This window comes from Salipiger marinus (assembly GCF_900100085.1).
GTDB lineage: Bacteria > Pseudomonadota > Alphaproteobacteria > Rhodobacterales > Rhodobacteraceae > Salipiger > Salipiger marinus.
Map to the genome: position 1 here is coordinate 1 of NZ_FNEJ01000043.1, position 16003 is coordinate 16003.

At 63.2% G+C, this 16003-nt stretch carries 19 protein-coding genes and 2 pseudogenes; 19 read left to right on the forward strand and 2 right to left on the reverse strand.

The features are described 5' to 3' along the window. On the forward strand, window positions 1–267 hold a 267-nt coding region (locus BLR51_RS25665; RefSeq protein ID WP_165616944.1), incomplete at its 5' end, for an ATP-binding protein. 97 nt (window positions 268–364) lie between these two features. Here the strand turns inward: BLR51_RS25665 and BLR51_RS28360 are convergent. Then, window positions 365–628: pseudogene (locus tag BLR51_RS28360) on the reverse strand (transposase); the annotation flags it as partial. 65 nt (window positions 629–693) lie between these two features. Here BLR51_RS28360 and BLR51_RS25675 point away from each other — a divergent pair. From BLR51_RS25675 to BLR51_RS25730, 12 genes and pseudogenes are all read left to right on the forward strand, one after another. Beyond that, window positions 694–1386 (forward strand): annotated as a pseudogene (locus BLR51_RS25675) (IS256 family transposase); the annotation flags it as partial. A gap of 165 nt (window positions 1387–1551) precedes the next feature. Beyond that, window positions 1552–2781, forward strand: coding sequence for a phosphoribosyltransferase domain-containing protein (locus BLR51_RS25680; protein ID WP_089852314.1), 1230 nt, complete (start codon window positions 1552–1554; stop codon window positions 2779–2781). Further along, the gene (locus BLR51_RS25685) at window positions 2778–3524 is read left to right on the forward strand and encodes an HAD family hydrolase (protein WP_089852316.1); all 747 of its coding nucleotides are present in this window, start codon (window positions 2778–2780) and stop codon (window positions 3522–3524) included. The genes BLR51_RS25680 and BLR51_RS25685 overlap by 4 nt, the downstream gene beginning before the upstream one ends. Window positions 3525–3527: 3 nt before the next feature. Continuing rightward, window positions 3528–4631: a cysteine protease StiP domain-containing protein gene (locus tag BLR51_RS25690; RefSeq protein ID WP_089852318.1), complete on the forward strand. Its 1104-nt coding sequence runs from the start codon at window positions 3528–3530 to the stop codon at window positions 4629–4631. Continuing rightward, window positions 4631–5548 carry an HpcH/HpaI aldolase/citrate lyase family protein gene (locus BLR51_RS25695; RefSeq protein ID WP_089852320.1) on the forward strand — a complete coding sequence of 306 codons (918 nt, stop codon included), beginning with the start codon at window positions 4631–4633 and terminating at the stop codon, window positions 5546–5548. The genes BLR51_RS25690 and BLR51_RS25695 overlap by 1 nt, the downstream gene beginning before the upstream one ends. 100 nt (window positions 5549–5648) lie before the next feature. Further along, complete coding sequence (locus BLR51_RS25700; protein ID WP_089852321.1) at window positions 5649–6236, forward strand: TerD family protein; 588 nt, start codon at window positions 5649–5651, stop codon at window positions 6234–6236. Between the two features lie 14 nt (window positions 6237–6250). Further along, window positions 6251–6700, forward strand: coding sequence for a tellurite resistance TerB family protein (locus BLR51_RS25705; RefSeq protein ID WP_089852323.1), 450 nt, complete (start codon window positions 6251–6253; stop codon window positions 6698–6700). A 55-nt stretch (window positions 6701–6755) separates the two neighbouring features. Continuing rightward, on the forward strand, window positions 6756–7706 hold the full coding sequence (locus BLR51_RS25710; protein ID WP_089852325.1) for a calcium/sodium antiporter: 951 nt from the start codon (window positions 6756–6758) through the stop codon (window positions 7704–7706). Between the two features lie 48 nt (window positions 7707–7754). Next, complete coding sequence (locus tag BLR51_RS25715) at window positions 7755–8330, forward strand: TerD family protein (RefSeq protein WP_089852327.1); 576 nt, start codon at window positions 7755–7757, stop codon at window positions 8328–8330. 68 nt (window positions 8331–8398) lie between these two features. After that, on the forward strand, window positions 8399–9673 hold the full coding sequence (locus BLR51_RS25720; protein WP_165616945.1) for a VWA domain-containing protein: 1275 nt from the start codon (window positions 8399–8401) through the stop codon (window positions 9671–9673). Between the two features lie 71 nt (window positions 9674–9744). Further along, complete coding sequence (locus tag BLR51_RS25725) at window positions 9745–10383, forward strand: DUF1523 family protein (protein WP_089852330.1); 639 nt, start codon at window positions 9745–9747, stop codon at window positions 10381–10383. Between the two features lie 80 nt (window positions 10384–10463). Continuing rightward, window positions 10464–11480 (forward strand): ATP-grasp domain-containing protein, encoded by a 1017-nt coding sequence (locus BLR51_RS25730; protein WP_089852332.1) that lies wholly within the window; start codon window positions 10464–10466, stop codon window positions 11478–11480. Between the two features lie 39 nt (window positions 11481–11519). Here the strand turns inward: BLR51_RS25730 and BLR51_RS27270 are convergent, their stop codons facing one another. Further along, window positions 11520–11672, reverse strand: coding sequence for an ammonium transporter (locus tag BLR51_RS27270; protein WP_165616946.1), 153 nt, complete (start codon window positions 11670–11672; stop codon window positions 11520–11522). A gap of 212 nt (window positions 11673–11884) precedes the next feature. On the opposite strand from BLR51_RS27270, the gene BLR51_RS25735 reads away from it, so the two are divergent. The 6 genes from BLR51_RS25735 (at window position 11885) to BLR51_RS25760 (ending at window position 15614) form a co-directional block, all read left to right on the forward strand. Then, on the forward strand, window positions 11885–12073 hold the full coding sequence (locus BLR51_RS25735; protein ID WP_089852334.1) for a hypothetical protein: 189 nt from the start codon (window positions 11885–11887) through the stop codon (window positions 12071–12073). A gap of 67 nt (window positions 12074–12140) precedes the next feature. Further along, the gene (locus tag BLR51_RS25740; protein ID WP_089852337.1) at window positions 12141–12869 is read left to right on the forward strand and encodes a molecular chaperone DjiA; all 729 of its coding nucleotides are present in this window, start codon (window positions 12141–12143) and stop codon (window positions 12867–12869) included. 52 nt (window positions 12870–12921) lie between these two features. Beyond that, window positions 12922–13518, forward strand: a complete 597-nt coding sequence (locus tag BLR51_RS25745) for a TerD family protein (RefSeq protein WP_089852339.1) — start codon at window positions 12922–12924, stop codon at window positions 13516–13518. Window positions 13519–13529: 11 nt separating this feature from the next. Continuing rightward, window positions 13530–13982, forward strand: a complete 453-nt coding sequence (locus BLR51_RS25750; RefSeq protein ID WP_089852340.1) for a tellurite resistance TerB family protein — start codon at window positions 13530–13532, stop codon at window positions 13980–13982. 71 nt (window positions 13983–14053) lie between these two features. Further along, complete coding sequence (locus BLR51_RS25755) at window positions 14054–14995, forward strand: calcium/sodium antiporter (protein WP_089852342.1); 942 nt, start codon at window positions 14054–14056, stop codon at window positions 14993–14995. A gap of 40 nt (window positions 14996–15035) precedes the next feature. Beyond that, window positions 15036–15614, forward strand: coding sequence for a TerD family protein (locus BLR51_RS25760; protein WP_089852344.1), 579 nt, complete (start codon window positions 15036–15038; stop codon window positions 15612–15614). Window positions 15615–16003: the final 389 nt, after the last annotated feature.

Here is a 16003-nt window from a genome sequence, read left to right on the forward strand (position 1 = left end):
AAAGGGGCAATGATCCTTACCTCGAACCGCGGCTTCGCCGAATGGGGCGAGGTCTTCGGCGATCCCGTTGTCGCCACCGCACTGCTGGACCGGCTGCTCCACCACGCGGTCGTCGTGCAAATCGAAGGCGCCAGCTACCGCCTGCGCGGCCACGCCGACCTGATGCCGGAACACACCAGGTCGCACGCCACCATCACCCCGCCTCCGCCCCAGAAGAGGCGCGGACGGCCACCCAAAAGCGGAGGTGCCAATCACCTGCACGGCTGATCCCCGAACCCGTTAGGTGGGGAATTTTGCGCCAGCACTTCTGGGGAATTTTGATCCAGCATTTACATCCAGTGCCGGGGATGAGACTGGAGGCCTCGGACAAAAAATCCCGCTCCACGACAAGCTGGCCGATCTTGGCGTGCAGTTTCTCGACATCCGCGGCCGATATCGTCGGCTCGGATGCCGTTTGGGCGCCGAAGGCTGACGCCATGTTGTCGATCGCGCTGCGTTTCCAGCCGCTGATCATGGTGGGGTGGATATCGTACTTCTTGGCCAGCTCGGCCGTCGTCAGGTCCTCGCGGATGGCCTCGAGGGCCACCTTCGCCTTGAACTCCGCTGAATAGCGTTTCCGTTTGGTCATCTCGGGTCAATCTTCGTCAGGCGCTACAGCTTAGCATCTGGTCCGAATTCCTGCGACCACCTCTGATCCGCGATGCCGACAGCCGGACGGTGAAAAACAAGGCCGTGTATGTCACCTTGGGCGTTACCCGCGATGGCCAGCGCGAGGTTCTTGGCCTCTGGATCCCCGAAAATGAAGGCGCCAAATTCTGGCTGTCGGTGATGAACGAGCTGAAGAACCGCGGCACCCAGGACATCCTGATCGCGCTCGTGGACGGTCTGAAGGGCTTCCCCGAGGCCATCACCGCCGCCTTCCCGGAGGCCATGGCCCAGACCTGCATCGTGCATCTGGTGCGCCACAGCCTGAACTTCTGTTCCTGGAAGGACCGCAAGGTGGTGGCTGCCGACCTGCGCCGGATCTACAGCGCCCCGACCGCCGATATGGCCGAGGCCGAGCTGGATGCCTTCGAGGAGAAATGGGCCGGGAAATACGCCTCAATCGCCCCGGCCTGGCGCCGGGCATGGCAGGAGGTGATCCCGTTCTTTGCCTTTGATCCGGCGATCCGTAAGATCATCTACACGACGAATGCCATAGAAAGTCTGAACCGCGTAATCCGGAAATCCATCAAGACGCGCGGCTCATTCCCGACCGACGAGGCCGCGACCAAGCTGATCTACCTCGCTATCCGAAACTTCGAAAAGGACGGTCGGAATGTCCGGGAATGGTTTGCCGCCCGCAATCAGTTCGCCATAATGTTCGGCGAGCGCTTCGACGCTTGAGTAGCACAAACCGCATGGGCCGGCCCGGATACACAAAGCTCAGGACAGTCCCCGCGGAAATGGCTCGTAAACCACAGCTCGCTTTCTTTTCGTGCTCCGCCTTGCACGCCAAAATTATCGACATCAAATGCCCTCGACGGGCACATTGACGCACAGGATTGACGCATGACGCAGATCACGACTGGATCCGGCTGGACGGCCCACAAGCTCTCTGCCGGCACGCTGCATCTTCAGCAGTCTCACGATCAGCCCAAAGGTCTCTTCCGGATCGCCGAACGGATCAATCCGAAGCGGGCCTTCCTCTTCGTCTCAACCGTGCTTGGCCGGCACATTCCTGTGTCACCCGCGGCGCACCGCGCGGCGCTGCGCACGCTTGCAGAAAAAGTCTCCCCGCATCTCCTGAGTGGGCCCGTCTTCGTGATGGGCTACGCCGAAACCGCCGTCGGCCTCGGTGCAGGCGTCTTCCAGGAGCTTTGCCGACTCCACCCAGAGCGCGCTTTGGGCTATCTTGCCACCACCCGTTTCGAGCCGTCGGCGGACGACGTCTGGTTCCGCATCGAGGAGCCTCATTCCCACGCCTCCGACCATTCGGTCCTGAAGCCCGCACCCGGCGTCTTGCATGATGGAGCAAACGCAACTCTGGTTCTGGTCGACGACGAGACCACGACGGGCACCACTTTCCGCAACCTCGCTGAAGGCCTCTTCGCGCACGGTGCGCGCTTCGGGAGGATCGTGCTGGTCACCCTGACGGACTGGTCGGAAGGTGCAGCGCCGTCCGGCGTGTCCGGCGCCGTCTCCGGCGCCGACGTCCGAGCCGTCTCGCTCTTCCAGGGCGCATGGCGCTGGCGGCAGGAAGAAGGCGTGGCAGCTACCCGGCCGCCGGAAGCGCTTCCCGCGGCCTGTCCGATCTGGACGCCCAGCTGTGCCGCGGCGTTCGAGGTGGCGCGGCGTGGCCTGAGTGCCCTGGAAGCCCGGAACCTGTTTGAGGCAGAGATTCCGCGCATCGCACGAGAAGCGGATCTGGAGAATCTCCCCTCCGATTCGCGGATTCTCGTGCTTGGTGCCGGCGAGCACGTCTGGACACCCTTTCTCTTCGCCGAGGCCTGCGCGGAGCGGTTCGTGAACACGCGTTTCGTGGCCACGACCCGATCCCCCGTCATGCAGGGGGAGACGATCGCCCACAAGATCGTATTCCCGGATCATTACGGACTCGGCCTGCCAATGTACCTCCACAATGTCCTCCCCGGGGACTGGGATGCGATCGTCCTGTTCAACGAAACCGGTACAGCCGGCCTTCCCCGCGCCCTGCTCGACGCGCTGGGCCGAGTGGCAGCGGTCGATGCGGAAGGCCGGGTCGACATGCTGGTACGGCGCTCGCGCGGGGCGGCTGCATGATGACGCCCGATCTGCGCCCGGTGGTCTTTGCAGACCTCGACGACACGCTTTTCCAGACCGTTGCAAAGATGACGGAGCCGCCCTGCGAGACGAGGCTTGCCTCGGTCGCGACCAACGGCAAGCACTCCTACATGACGGAAGCGCAGGCGGCGACAGTCGCCTGGCTCCTCGAGACCACGCGCCTGATTCCGACGACAGCGCGCAGTTCAGACGTCCTTGCCCGCACCACCTTGCCTTTCCGAGACTTCCGGATCTGTTCCAACGGAGGCGCCATCCTCGATCCCGATGGCGCCCATGATCCGGACTGGGCGAAACACGCCGCCCGCGTCTCGGCCGCGCACACCGACATCTTCTCAGCCCTTCAGGACTCCGTGGTGCAGAAGACGCCCCAGCATCTTCTGCGCTCTTGGTTCGTCCTCGAACAGGGCATTCCGATCTACTTCGTGGTCAAGATCAACGAGGAGACGGACGCCGAGGTGCTCGACGACGCGGAAGCGATCTGCCGGGAGACTGTCGGCGACAAGCTGGTGTTTCACCGCAACGGACGCAACATGTCCTTCACGCCGGCAGGCTTGACCAAGATCGACAGCGTCAAGGAAGTTCTTGGTCGCCTTTCCGATCGCGACCGCCGGCCAATATGGGGTATGGGCGACAGCCTGAGCGACCTTCCCTTCATGCGGCTCTGCCAGATGATCGTGGCCCCGACGGGGTCACAGATCGGCAGGACACGACTCAAGGAGTGACCGATGCTGGACAAGACACAGGACTTTTCCGGCTCCTACCTACCTGAGGATGTAACCTTTCTCCTGAAGCCGGTGCACCTGGCCACGACTGACGTCTCCGAGAAGGAGCGCCGCATTCAGAGCGGAGAAGCTCATTACTCGGAAATGCTGTCCGAGGAGCGCCGACCCGACCCGACCTACCTCGAGATCTTCGAGGACGCCTTCGCGCGCAACACGGCCCGCATGGGGTATGACCTCGCCTGCATCGCCGCCACGATCGCCGCGGACGTCGCAAGCGGCCGGCTGCCGGAGCAGGTCACGCTCTGCTCGCTCGTCCGCGCCGGCGTGCCCTATGGCGTCCTGCTGAAGCGCGAACTGACCGCGCTGGGCGTCGACTGCACGCATTTCGGGGTCTCCATTATTCGAGACCGCGGCCTCGACGCTGTCGCCATGGCGCATGTCTTGGCCGCACACGATCCGGGCGGCGTCCTCTTCGTGGATGGATGGACCGGAAAGGGCGCCATAAGCACGGAGCTGACGCGCTCCTGGACCGCGCTCGGAATGCCGGGAGCGCCGCAACTCGTTGTACTTGCCGACCCCGCCGGCTTCGCAGCGCTCTCCGGGTCGCACGAAGACTGGCTGATCCCCTCGGGCATTCTCGGCGCGAATGTCTCCGGCCTCATCAGCCGGACGATCCTGAACGACGAAGTGGTGGGGTCCGGAGATTTCCACGGCACTGTCCCGGCCGATCATCTTGCCGACATGGACCTCTCCCGCCGCTTCGTCGATACGGTTTCCGAGGCCGTGGCGAAAGCGCGGCCGCTGGCGACGCCGCGACCCCGTGATCCCGCGCTCCTTGCGCACCTTCGGTCGGCGTCCGCAGCCTGCGTGCGCAGCATCGCGGGAGCGCATGCCGTGGAGAACCTGAACCGGATCAAGCCAGGCATCGCAGAGGCCACCCGTGCCGTGCTGCGGCGCCGGCCGAAGGCGGTCTTCGTTCGAGACGCCTTCGACCCGGACGTCGCAGCGCTCGTTCATCTCTGCAGGACCGACGGCATCAGGCTCGTCGAGTCCCTCGAACACACCGGCCCGTACCGGGCCATCACCCTCATCGAGAAAGTGACCTGATGCGAAATGCGTTCGACAGCTACGCGCTCGGCGCCACGCTCTACATGCCCATCGTCCATCCCAAGGTGGAGGATTTCCTGTTTGGTCGCGCACCGGCGCCGGCCTCCTCGCTCGTCCTCTGCCTGGAGGACGCGCTCGCGGAATACGACGTCCAGCGCGGGTTGGAAAAAGTCCGCGCCCTCTGTCATGGGTCCGCCTTCGCCTGCGACGCACAGGTCTACCTGCGTCCGCGCTCGCGCGACATGGCGCGGACCCTGGCCCATTTCCGGGGCATCGGCAAATTTGCAGGTTTCGTGGCTCCGAAGGTGACGCCCGATACCGTCGGCTTCTGGCTCGACATAGCCCGCGGCGCAGGTCTGCGTCTCATGCCGACGCTGGAAAGTGCCGCCTATTTCGATCCGGCCGCCGTCTCGGCCGTGCGCGACCAGATGCTCTCCCATGACCGCGGGCAGATCGCTGCCGTCCGTCTGGGCGGCAACGACCTGCTGGGCGCGCTGGCCCTGCGTCGCACCTGCGGAATGACCTCGTGGGAAGGCCCGCTTGGCTGGGTCCTGTCGATGATGTCGTCCATGTTGATCTCGGCAGGCTTCCCCGTGGCCGCACCCGTTTTCGACATCATCGACGACCTGGACACGCTCAGACGCGAAGTCGAGCGCGACGTGGCTTCTGGCTTCGTGTCGAAGACCGCCATCCATCCCGCACAGGTCGGCATCATCGAGGATGCCTTCCGGGTAAGTCCACAGGACCTGGAGCAGGCCCGGGCCATCCTCGACTCCCGCGCCCACGCGGTGTTCCAGATCGGTGGTGCGATGTGCGAACCGTCGACCCATCGGGCCTGGGCCGAGCGCACCGTCGCGCGCGCCGAGGTCTTCGGGGCGGCAGCGCCAGCCGTGCCGATGCGCAAGGTTTCGATCTGATCCAGGACCGAGACAGTCGAACCTGCAAACATGGTTTTCGTTCACAACGCAACGCGCCAATTTCTCTGAGTGACACGGCGCCAGACAGGAGGAGTTTCCAATGGCAATATCGCTGACGAAAGGTCAGAGCATTTCCCTGGAGAAAGGCGGCAAGGGCCTAACCCGGGTCTTCATGGGTCTCGGATGGGATCCGGTCAAGAAGGGCGGCTTCCTGGGCGGCCTTCTCGGCGGTGGCGGCGGCGGCTCGATCGATCTCGATGCCTCCGTGATCGTCTTCGACGCGCAGAAGAAAGCCTTGGAGACCGTTTGGTTCCGCAACCTTAAGTCCTCCGACGGCGCAATCCGCCATGGCGGCGACAACCTGACAGGCGAGGGTGACGGCGACGACGAGGTCATCCATGTGGACCTCGATCGTCTCGACTCCCGCGCCGCGCACCTGGTCTTCACGGTGAACTCGTTCCGCGGCCAGACCTTCAACGAGGTGGACAACGCCTTCGCACGCCTGGTCGACGCGACCAACAAGAGCGAGCTCTGCCGCTACACGCTGGCTGAGAGGGGCAAGCACACCGGCGTGATCATGGCCGCGATCTCGAAAACCGGATCCGGCTGGCAGATGAAAGCCATCGGGCATCCGGGCCGTGGCTCCACCGTCAACGACATGGCCGCCGACGCGGTAGCCCTGATCTGAGGAGAATCCAGACCATGATGAAATGGCTGAAAGACAACGTGGCCAAGGCCCGCGCAACGCTGACGGCAGAAGTCAGCAAGTTCAAGAATCGCGCATTCATGGAGGCTGTGGTGAACGGCTGCGCCGTGGTCGCGGCGGCTGATGGCACGATCAGCTCCGAAGAGAAGCAGAAGATGATCGGCTTCATCCAGCGGGCAGACGAGCTGAAGCACTTCGAAATGCGCGACGTGATCGATGTCTTCAAGAAGGCCACCGACGATTTCGACTTCGACAAGGAGCTGGGCCGCGCAGCGGCCATGCAGAAGATCGGAAAGGTCAAGAGCAGCGACGAGCAGGCGCGCCTGCTGGTTCGCGTCGTCTGCGCAATCGCCAATGCCGACGGCGCCTTCGACGAAAACGAACGGCAGGCTGTTCGCGAGATCTGCGCTGAGCTTGGCCTCAATCCCGCAGATTTCGACCTGTAACCCCCATCGGCCGGCCCGCATCGGCCGGCCTCCCCTCCCCTGAAAGGCGCATTTGATGCACTCCCTGGAGACCTACTCCCTTGCCGTGATCGCCCTGGGAGCGATCGCGTTCGGTATCTTCCTCCTGATCAAGGGTGGGGACTGGACGATCGACAACGCGGTCACGATCGCGGAACGATCGGGCCTCTCGAAGCTCTTCATCGCGGCCACGATCGTTGCCTTCGGCACATCGGCGCCCGAGCTCTTCACCTCGATCAACGCGAACATTTCGGGCTTTCCCGGTATCTCTGTCGGTAACGTGCTCGGCTCGAACATCGCCAACATCTTCATGGTCGTGGCGATCAGTGCGATCGTTGCGCCCATCGTCTTCTCGAAGACCGAGGTGCGCGTCGACACGCTCGTCATGCTGGGGGCGACAGCCGCCATCATTCCGCCGACCATGACCGGCCTCCTGCCACGCTGGGGTGGTCTCCTGATGGTCGCCGCGATCGTGGCCTATGTGGCCTACCAGTACCGGGCCTCGAAACTCGACGTCGAAGAGGTGGAGGGAAGCGACGCCGATGGCGCCCGGGCCATGAGCATGCTCATCCTTGGCATCGCAACCCTGGTCATCGGATCCGAGATCCTCGTCCAGGGCGCCGTTGCCGGTGGTGCGGCCATCGGTGTTCCGGAAGCGGTGATCGGCATGACGGTCGTGGCCATCGGAACTTCCCTGCCCGAGCTGACCGCCTGCGTGGCCGCGGCCCGCAAGGGCCAGTCCGACATGATCGTGGGCGGCATCATTGGCTCGAACATCTTCAATATCCTCTCGGTCATGGCCATTTCGGCCGCCGCGAAGCCCCTGCTCATCGACCCGCGTTTCGCCGCCTACGACCTGCCTGTCGTGGTGGGCGTGACCGCGGTCTTCGCCGTCTTCCTCCTGCTCGTCGGCCGGATCGGCCGGTTGGCAGGTGGCCTAATGATCGCGGCCTATGCCGCGTTCATCTTCGCCCAATTCGGGCTCTGAGAGGCCCAATAGGGCCAAAACCGACACTGCACATCGACAGGAGTTCACATGGCAGTCAGTCTCTCGAAAGGCGGGAACGTCTCGCTCACCAAGGCCGCTCCTGGTCTGACCAAGATCCTCGTCGGCCTGGGCTGGGATCCCCGGGTCACCGACGGCGCGCAGTTCGACCTCGATGCGTCGGTCTTCATCTGTGGCGAAGACGGCAAGGTCCGTAACGACCAGGACTTCGTGTTCTACAACAACCTCGTCGGCGCGAGCGGTTCGGTCACCCACAAGGGCGACAACCGCGACGGCACCGGCAACAATGACGACGAGCAGGTCGAAATCGACCTTGCGGGCGTCCCGGCCGACGTCAAGAAGCTGGTCTTTGCGGTGACCATCCACAACGCAGAGGCCAACAAGCAGAACTTCGGCCAGGTGGGGAACGCCTTCATGCGGGTCGTCAACATGGCCGACGGCGCCGAACTGGCGCGCTACGACCTGTCCGAGGACTATTCGGTCGAGACGGCGATGATCTTCGGCGAAGTCTATCGCAATGGCGAAGAGTGGAAGCTGAAGGCCGTCGGCGCCGGCTTCGAAGGGGGCCTCGGCCCGCTCGCCAAGGCCCACGGCGTCAACATCTGACAGCCACCCAGCGAGAGGGCCCGCCTGTGCGGGCCCTCAGACCACGAAAGACTGAGAGGACATCTCCCGTGCACGATCTGTCCCCCGGCGCAAACGCGCCCCTTTCTTCCGGTTCCGTGACACTCACCGTCTCGACTCCCGGCGCTGCCGTGGACATCGCAGCCTTCCTGCTTCGCGCCGATGGCCGCGTCCGCGGCGATTCCGACATGTGTTTCTACAACCAGCCGGATGTGGCAGGGGGCGCTGCGCGGATCGCATCCTCCGCTCCGGGCGAGACGCGTTTCATCTTCGACACCGCGCGGCTTCCCACCGATGTCGAGAAGATCGCTCTGACCGGCACGCTGGATTCCCAGACTTTCTCGTCGATTTCCCAGGTCATGGTCTCGGTCGATGGCGTCGCGAAGATGACGATCCCCACAGCGGGCCGCAGCGAGAAAGCGCTCATTCTCACCGAGATCTACCGCCGCAACGGCGAGTGGAAGGTGCGCAATGTGAGCCAGGGCTTCAACGGCGGCCTTGCCGCGCTCGCCACCCATTTCGGCATCGAAGTGGCTGATGAGGCGCCCGCTTCCGGAGCGCCCACGCCTGCCGCACCGGAAGCGGGCGCCGCAAGAGCCACGATCAACCTCGAAAAGCGCATCGCCGAAGTGCAGCGCACAGCGCCGGAAATGGTCTCTCTGGTGAAATCGGTTGGCCTGACCCTCGAAAAGAAGGGGGTCGGGATCCCGAAGGCCAAGGTGGCGCTCGTGCTCGACATTTCCGGATCCATGGCAGGCCTGTTCCGATCCGGCGCGGTGGATGCACTGGCGCAGCGTGCGCTGGCGCTCGGCCTGACCTTCGACGATGACGGGGCGCTCGACATCTTCCTCTTCGGCCAGAAGGTCCACAGCTTCGGAACGATCGGGGCCGGAAACCTGCGCGGCTTCGCGCAACGTGCCATTCACGCGCATCCTCTCGAGGGCGGCACACGCTACGGCGATGCCATGGAACGGGTGCGGACGCATTACGCCCCCGATTTCAAGGATGGCCTTCCGGTCTTCGTCTTCTTCGTGACCGATGGCGGCACAGACGACAAGCCCAAGACCAAGCGCATGCTGCAGGACAGCTCGTCCGAGCCGATCTTCTGGAAACTGATGGGCCTCATCAAGCCCGGCCGCTTCGCGGGCGGGCGCACGGGCTTTCTCGAAGAACTCGACGATCTCCAGGGGCGCGTCGTCGACAACGCGCATTTCTTCAACGTAACGGATCCGTCCCAACCGAGCCCGGAGGAGTTCTACGCAGGCGTCCTCGAGGAATTCCCGGAATGGATTGCAGAAGCGCGCGCCAAGGGCATTCTGCGGTAGACTCCACCCCAAAGGCGGGCGGCCGAAAGGCCGCCGCCAAAACCTCCGATTTGACACAGGGATCCAGAAACATGCCCTCCTCCCCGATCAAGAAGCTCTTCGTCGCCAAGCTGGTTCTCGTCCTTCTGCTGCACATTGCCGTCTTCTCCTACGCCCTGCCCCGCGTGAGCGTCGTGCAGGTCGTTGCAACCGAGATCAAGCGTGTCGACATGCAGAACCCTGACGCCTCCGTCGCGACGCAGGACGTCTACCAGATTCAGACGACCCGCGTGTCGGATGGAAAGCCCCGCGTCTTCCGGAACGAAGACAACTGGATCTACCTCAAGTTCGACAGCGCCGATCTTCAGACGCTGGCCGCAAATGCCGCCCGTAAGGATGCCGCAGTCGCCATCACCTCATACGGCTGGAGGGTTCCCTTCATCTCGATGTTCCCGAACGCGATCTCGGTCAAGGAAGTCGAGGCGGACTACAGACACTTCCCCCTGTTCAACATCATCTTCCTTGCGGCCTGGTTCGGCGCACTGGCCTTCCTGTGGTACCGCATCAACAAGAAGGTGGCGGACACCCGCCGCCGGATTGAGGAGCGCCGTCTCGCGAGCGAGGCCGAAGAGCGGGCCGCAGAAGAACGCCGCGCCCTTGAAGCCGATCGCTCGAGGGATGCAGAGAGGAAGGCGAAGGACAAGGAGCTCGACGATTTCCTGAACAGCTGACGGTCAGTCTGGATCACGGCTTCCTGTCCTCCGAATTTTCATCCAATGGCCTGTCGCCCACGTCCGCAACCGGATTCCGCATGCGCTACTTCTTCAACCACTGCCTCACCGAGCACGCGCATGTCTTCGACATGCTCCGCGCGGCGGACCCCAGTGTCCACATCACCGCCGCCAACTCCCACAAGGGGAGTCCTGTCCGCCTCGCCGCGGACACGTTCCTTGACGATCCTGCAGCAGGAGAAGGTCATGCAATGCCTGCTGGTTACGCTGAATGGCTCCTCGAGGCGGCGCGGGAGGCGCGCGCAGACATCGTCATCCCCTACCGCCACAGGATGGAGCTTGCGGATTTCCGGGATTGCTTCGAGGCTGCCGGGATTCGTCTGCTCACGGCAGCGGACAGGCAGACGATGACAGTCATCGAGCAGAAGCCCGCCTTTCTGCAGTGGGCCGAAGAAACCGGCATCCCGATCTCCCCGTTCCGGGAGTTCTCCTGTCTCGAGACGTTCGAAGCGGCGGTCGCTGCCTTCGATCCCATGGCTCCGCTGTGCATCAAGCCGTCATCGGGCGTTGGCGCCGTCGGGTTCCGTCGGCTGGTCGACGATGAGGCGCCCGGCGCCGCTGCCGTCCTGCTCGGATTGGACGCGATGGTTCTCGGCAAGGGCGCCCTCCGGCGGCTTCTCTCCCTGGGGCCGCTCTCTCGCCCCATGATGCTCATGCTCTACCTCAGAGGTCCTGAAAGGAGCACCGATTTCGTCTGCCTCGACGGAGAGATACTCGGCGCCGTGACGCGCATGCGCTCGGGCCTGTACCAGAAAGTGGGCGACGATATGGTGTCGTTTGCAATGGCAACGACCCTGGCAAGGGAACTCGGGATGTCCGGTCTGCTCAACCTGCAGACCCGCTGCCTCGACGACGGCTCGCAAGTACTGCTCGAACTCAACAGTCGAGCGGCCGGCGGGATCGGGCAGACCGCCCCGAGCGGCGTCAATCTCCCGGGACTGCTGCACGAAGCTCTGTGCGGCCGTCGGCCAGAGGTTCCAAGACGCGCCGGTCGCACAGTTCGGGTCGCCCGGCGCGAGATGTTCCTCGAAATCTGACGCACGGCTCACGATGAGTTTCCGGCAGATCCGTCTCGATCAGTCGGCCCATGCGAGTGGTTGGCTCTTGATCGCGACGTTGGCGGCGTTCTTGGTGCGCACCGCGCCGGCCTCAAGGCAGAGAAAGCCTGCCTGCGTGTCGAGGACGATGATTGCCGCGATCACCACCCAGAGCGTATCGATCAGTTCCAAGGGGGGGCCTCCCGCCAACGTGTGCTCATGGAATAGGCCGCAACAGGTTGAGAAACGATTTCCTGTGGCACGAAGCGTAAGGCCAGGTCCCGGTCACCCGGCGCAAGCATTGCCTCGCAATTTCAGTTTGCGCTCCCACAAAAACTTGGCAGGTCATCCAAAACCGGGCATCATCCCTTTGTCTTTATCGCGGTTTTTTTTAGGAGAGGCGAATGGGTAACAAGGTGTCCAGCGACAAGGACGTCGTCGAGACGTTCCACGGCAAACATTCCATTTACGAAATCGTCCGCTCCAAAGGGATCCTGAAAACGGACTACCACATCTACAAGAACGACTCGTATCACCGCGGCGCATTCGATAGCCTGGCACGGGCTATCGAGATCGCGCGGAACGAAGGGTGACACCTTCACTTCAAGGCCTTGTCGTTTCGTCTGTTCTTCGCCTAAATTGCAAGGCGTGATTGAAACCATGAATTCGGATATCCCAAGGGATCATCAAAGCCTTTGGCAGCGGATCCTCGGCCTCATTAGCGCCGGGGTCTCCGCTGTGCGCTCCGTGCTCGAGCAGCGCGAGGGCATGGACAGCGTGACCTTCTCGATCGCCTTCATTGCCCTTTCGGCCAAATTGGCCAAAGCGGACGGAACGGTCACCCGCGATGAAGTCGCAATGTTCAGGCGCATCTTCGAGATTCCCCCTCATGAGGAGAAGAACGCGGCGCGTGTGTATGACCTCTGCCGCCAGGACACGACCGGTTTCGAGTTCTATGCACGGAAGATGGCCGGATCTCTGGCGCATAGTGAGAACGCGCAGGAAACGCTGGAGACGGTCCTCGACGGGCTCTTTCACATCGCCATGGCGGACGGGGACTTCCATCCCGGTGAGGAGGCCTTCCTGAAGGCTGTCGCTGACATCTTCCGGTTGTCGCCTGAGGTGTTCCTACGTCTGCGCGCGCAGCACGTACCCGGGTTCCACTACCCGTGGACCACGCTCGGTCTCGATCGCACGTCCGATCTCGAGACCCTGTCCCGGACACGAAGGGAGTTCCTGAAGACCAACCACCCTGACATGCTGATAGCGCGGGGCCTTCCGCCAGAGATGGTGGCTCTGGCCGATGCGCGGCTGGCTGCATTCAATTCGGCCTACGAAGAGGCTCTGCGCCAGCTGGCGCCAGCCATGAGAAAGGGCGGACGAGCCTGACGGCCTGCCCGAAGCAACCCCGGAAAGAAGCGCAGCAGGAAGGAACGCGACGATGAGCATATCGCTGAGCAAGGGCCAAACCATTTCACTGTCGAAGGACCAGGGACTCTCCCGCGTCTTCATGGGATGCGGGTGGGACCCCGCGCAGCCGCCGCAAAAAGGCGGACTTCTCGGCAAGATCTTCGGGGGCAGCAAGGCGGCAGAAGAGATCGATCTCGATGCGTCGGTCATCGTCTTCGACGGAAACAAGCGCAAGCTCGACACCGTGTGGTTCCGGCAGCTGCAATCCTCGGACGGCTCGATCCGGCACAGCGGTGACAATCTTACGGGGGAAGGGGATGGCGATGACGAGATCATCCATGTCAACCTGGCAGGGCTCGACCCGGACGCACACTATCTCGCTTTTACCGTCAACAGCTTCCGTGGTCAGACCTTCAACGAGGTCGACAACGCATTCGCCCGTCTTGTAGATGAGACGACCGGCAAGGAAATCTGCAAGTATGCGCTGCGTGAACAGGGTCCCCATACCGGGGTCATCATGGCATCGATGACCCGCACCGCGTCTGGCTGGCAGTTGACCGCATATGGTCGGCCGACCAATGGGCGCACTGCCGAAGACCTCGCCGCGGTGGCCGCCGCAGTTCTGTAAGGAGAACCCACATGAACTGGCTCAAGGAAAATACGGCCATTGTCCGCGCCAAGATGGCGGCCGAGGTGTCGAAATTCAAGAACAAGGCCTTCATGGAAGCCGCCGTCAGCGGCTGCGCCCTGGTCGCTGCGGCGGACGGATCCATCGACTCCGCGGAGAAGCAGAAGATGGCCGGCTTCATCCAGCGTTCGGAAGAGCTCAAGCATTTCGACATGCGGCAGGTGATCGAGGTGTTCCAGAAGGCGGCAGGCGATTTCGAGTTCGATCACGCCATCGGCAAGGCCACGGCGCTCAAAACCATCGGCAAGATCAAAGGCAACGATGAGCAGGCTCGCCTGCTCGTCAGGATCGTGTGCGCGATCGGGGCCGCCGACGGCGATTTCGACGCGAAGGAGCGCGCCGTTGTTGCCGAAATCGCTCACGAGCTGGGTCTCGACCCGGCCGAGTTCGATCTCGCCCCCTGACCCTCACCTCATTCCATCACCGACAGGGCGCGCCTGGACGGCGCGCCCGATACAGCCCCGAAAGGAGTGAAATGCACGAACTCGCCTCCCACCAGCTGGGCATGATCGCCTTCGGCGCCATCGCCTTCGGGGTGTATTTTCTTGTCATCTGCGGCGACTGGACCATAGACAACGCCGTGACGCTCGCCGAGAAATCGGGTCTGTCCAAGCTCTTCATCGCGGCCACCATCGTGGCCCTCGGAACCTCCGCTCCCGAGCTCTTCACCTCCGTCAACGCGAACTTGTTGGGCTTTCCCGGCATTTCCGTGGGCAACGTGATCGGCTCAAACATCGCGAACATCCTTCTTGTCGTGGCGATCGCGGCGATCATCGTCGTCGACAAGGTCGAGATCCGCGTCGACACCGCGGTCATGATCGCGGCGACGGCCGTCATGGCGGCCGCGGTCCTGTACGGGCTCATCCCGCGCTGGGGCGGCCTGGTCATGGTGGTCAGCATTGTGGTCTATGTCGCCTACCAGTACCGCGCCTCCCGGCTCGACGAGAACGAGGTCGAAGGCAACGACGAGCCCGCACGGAAAGTCTGGGCCATGCTTCTCGCGGGCCTTGCTGCCCTCCTGGTCGGCTCGGAGAGCCTGGTGCAGGGCGCCGTCGCCGGCGGCAAGGCTCTCGCCGTCCCCGAGGTCGTCATCGGCATGACGGTCATCGCCTTCGGAACCTCGTTGCCCGAGCTCACGGCCTGTATAGCCTCGGCTCGGCGTCAGGAACCCGACATGATCGTGGGCGGCATCCTCGGCTCGAACATCTTCAACATCCTGTCCGTCATGGCGCTCTCGGCGGTGGCAAAGCCCCTGATCATCGGACCGGATCTCACTGATCTCGACATGCCCTTTGCCGTAGCCGTCACCCTCGTCTTCGCCGGCTTGCTGCTGTTCAGTGGACGGATCGGACGGACGGCAGGAATTGTCATGGTGGTGGGCTACGGTATCTTCGTCGCCGGCCAATATCTTGCATGAATCGAACCCAAAGCATGGTCTAACACAAGGAGGACACGCCATGGCTCTCTCACTCTCGAAGGGTCAGAACATTTCGCTCAGCAAGACGGATCCCGGCCTGAAGAAGGTTCTGGTCGGTCTTGGTTGGGACGAGCGCGCCACCGACGGCCAAGATTTCGACCTCGACGCCTCGCTCTTCATGCTGAACGCCGCCGGCAAGTGCCGGTCGGATTCCGACTTCATCTTCTACAACCAGATGCATTCGCCCTGCGGGTCGGTGAGCCACACCGGCGACAACCGCACGGGCCAGGGAGATGGTGACGATGAGGCGATCAAAGTCGACCTATCGAAGGTCCCGCAGGACGTCCAGACCCTGGCGGTCACCGTGACAATCCACGACTACGCGGCGCGCCGCCAGTCCTTCGGCCAGGTGGCCAACGCCTTCATCCGGATCGTCAACGACGAGACCGGCACAGAAGTGGTGCGCTACGACCTGACCGAGGACTACTCGACCGAGACCGCCATGGTCTTCGGCGAGATCTACCGGCACAACGGCGACTGGAAATTCCGCGCCGTTGGCCAGGGTTATGCCGGCGGCCTCGCGGCCATGGCGGCGCAGTACGGGCTCAACGCCAGCTGAACCACCCCGCGCGGCAATCGCCGCGCGGACCATTCACTCCACTGAACCCGCATTATTCGCCGAGCCGGCTCGGCGGCGCGCTGGAGGCGGGTTGAAGCCGTTCTTGCCGGCTTCTGGGCACCAGCTTGTTGCCGATGAGAGCTACGCATCCCGGTTTGGTTGAGAGAGTGGACGAGACGACATCCTTTGGATGATTTCGCCCTTTGGATCGGCCACGACTTCTGGCCGCCCCTGGGCGTTCATTCTGTCGGCGGCATCTGCAACTTGCTCGCGATTATGGGTCGGCCCCGCGTAGCATCTGGATCTGCGGCCAGATGGCGGCCCAGTAGGGCGCGGCCGTTGCGGCAAGTATCAAGGTCATGCGCCGGGCTGAAATGATGAGACGAGCG

Coding starts and splice junctions, on each gene's coding strand:
- BLR51_RS25725 (WP_089852330.1), top strand. CDS start 9,745: ATGCCCTCCTCCCCGATCAAGAAGCTCTTCGTCGCCAAGCTGGTTCTC.
- BLR51_RS25695 (WP_089852320.1), top strand. CDS start 4,631: ATGCGAAATGCGTTCGACAGCTACGCGCTCGGCGCCACGCTCTACATG.
- BLR51_RS25685 (WP_089852316.1), top strand. CDS start 2,778: ATGATGACGCCCGATCTGCGCCCGGTGGTCTTTGCAGACCTCGACGAC.
- BLR51_RS25700 (WP_089852321.1), top strand. CDS start 5,649: ATGGCAATATCGCTGACGAAAGGTCAGAGCATTTCCCTGGAGAAAGGC.
- BLR51_RS25690 (WP_089852318.1), top strand. CDS start 3,528: ATGCTGGACAAGACACAGGACTTTTCCGGCTCCTACCTACCTGAGGAT.
- BLR51_RS25745 (WP_089852339.1), top strand. CDS start 12,922: ATGAGCATATCGCTGAGCAAGGGCCAAACCATTTCACTGTCGAAGGAC.
- BLR51_RS25755 (WP_089852342.1), top strand. CDS start 14,054: ATGCACGAACTCGCCTCCCACCAGCTGGGCATGATCGCCTTCGGCGCC.
- BLR51_RS25735 (WP_089852334.1), top strand. CDS start 11,885: ATGGGTAACAAGGTGTCCAGCGACAAGGACGTCGTCGAGACGTTCCAC.
- BLR51_RS25740 (WP_089852337.1), top strand. CDS start 12,141: ATGAATTCGGATATCCCAAGGGATCATCAAAGCCTTTGGCAGCGGATC.
- BLR51_RS25750 (WP_089852340.1), top strand. CDS start 13,530: ATGAACTGGCTCAAGGAAAATACGGCCATTGTCCGCGCCAAGATGGCG.
- BLR51_RS25730 (WP_089852332.1), top strand. CDS start 10,464: ATGCGCTACTTCTTCAACCACTGCCTCACCGAGCACGCGCATGTCTTC.
- BLR51_RS25710 (WP_089852325.1), top strand. CDS start 6,756: ATGCACTCCCTGGAGACCTACTCCCTTGCCGTGATCGCCCTGGGAGCG.
- BLR51_RS25680 (WP_089852314.1), top strand. CDS start 1,552: ATGACGCAGATCACGACTGGATCCGGCTGGACGGCCCACAAGCTCTCT.
- BLR51_RS25760 (WP_089852344.1), top strand. CDS start 15,036: ATGGCTCTCTCACTCTCGAAGGGTCAGAACATTTCGCTCAGCAAGACG.
- BLR51_RS25705 (WP_089852323.1), top strand. CDS start 6,251: ATGATGAAATGGCTGAAAGACAACGTGGCCAAGGCCCGCGCAACGCTG.
- BLR51_RS25715 (WP_089852327.1), top strand. CDS start 7,755: ATGGCAGTCAGTCTCTCGAAAGGCGGGAACGTCTCGCTCACCAAGGCC.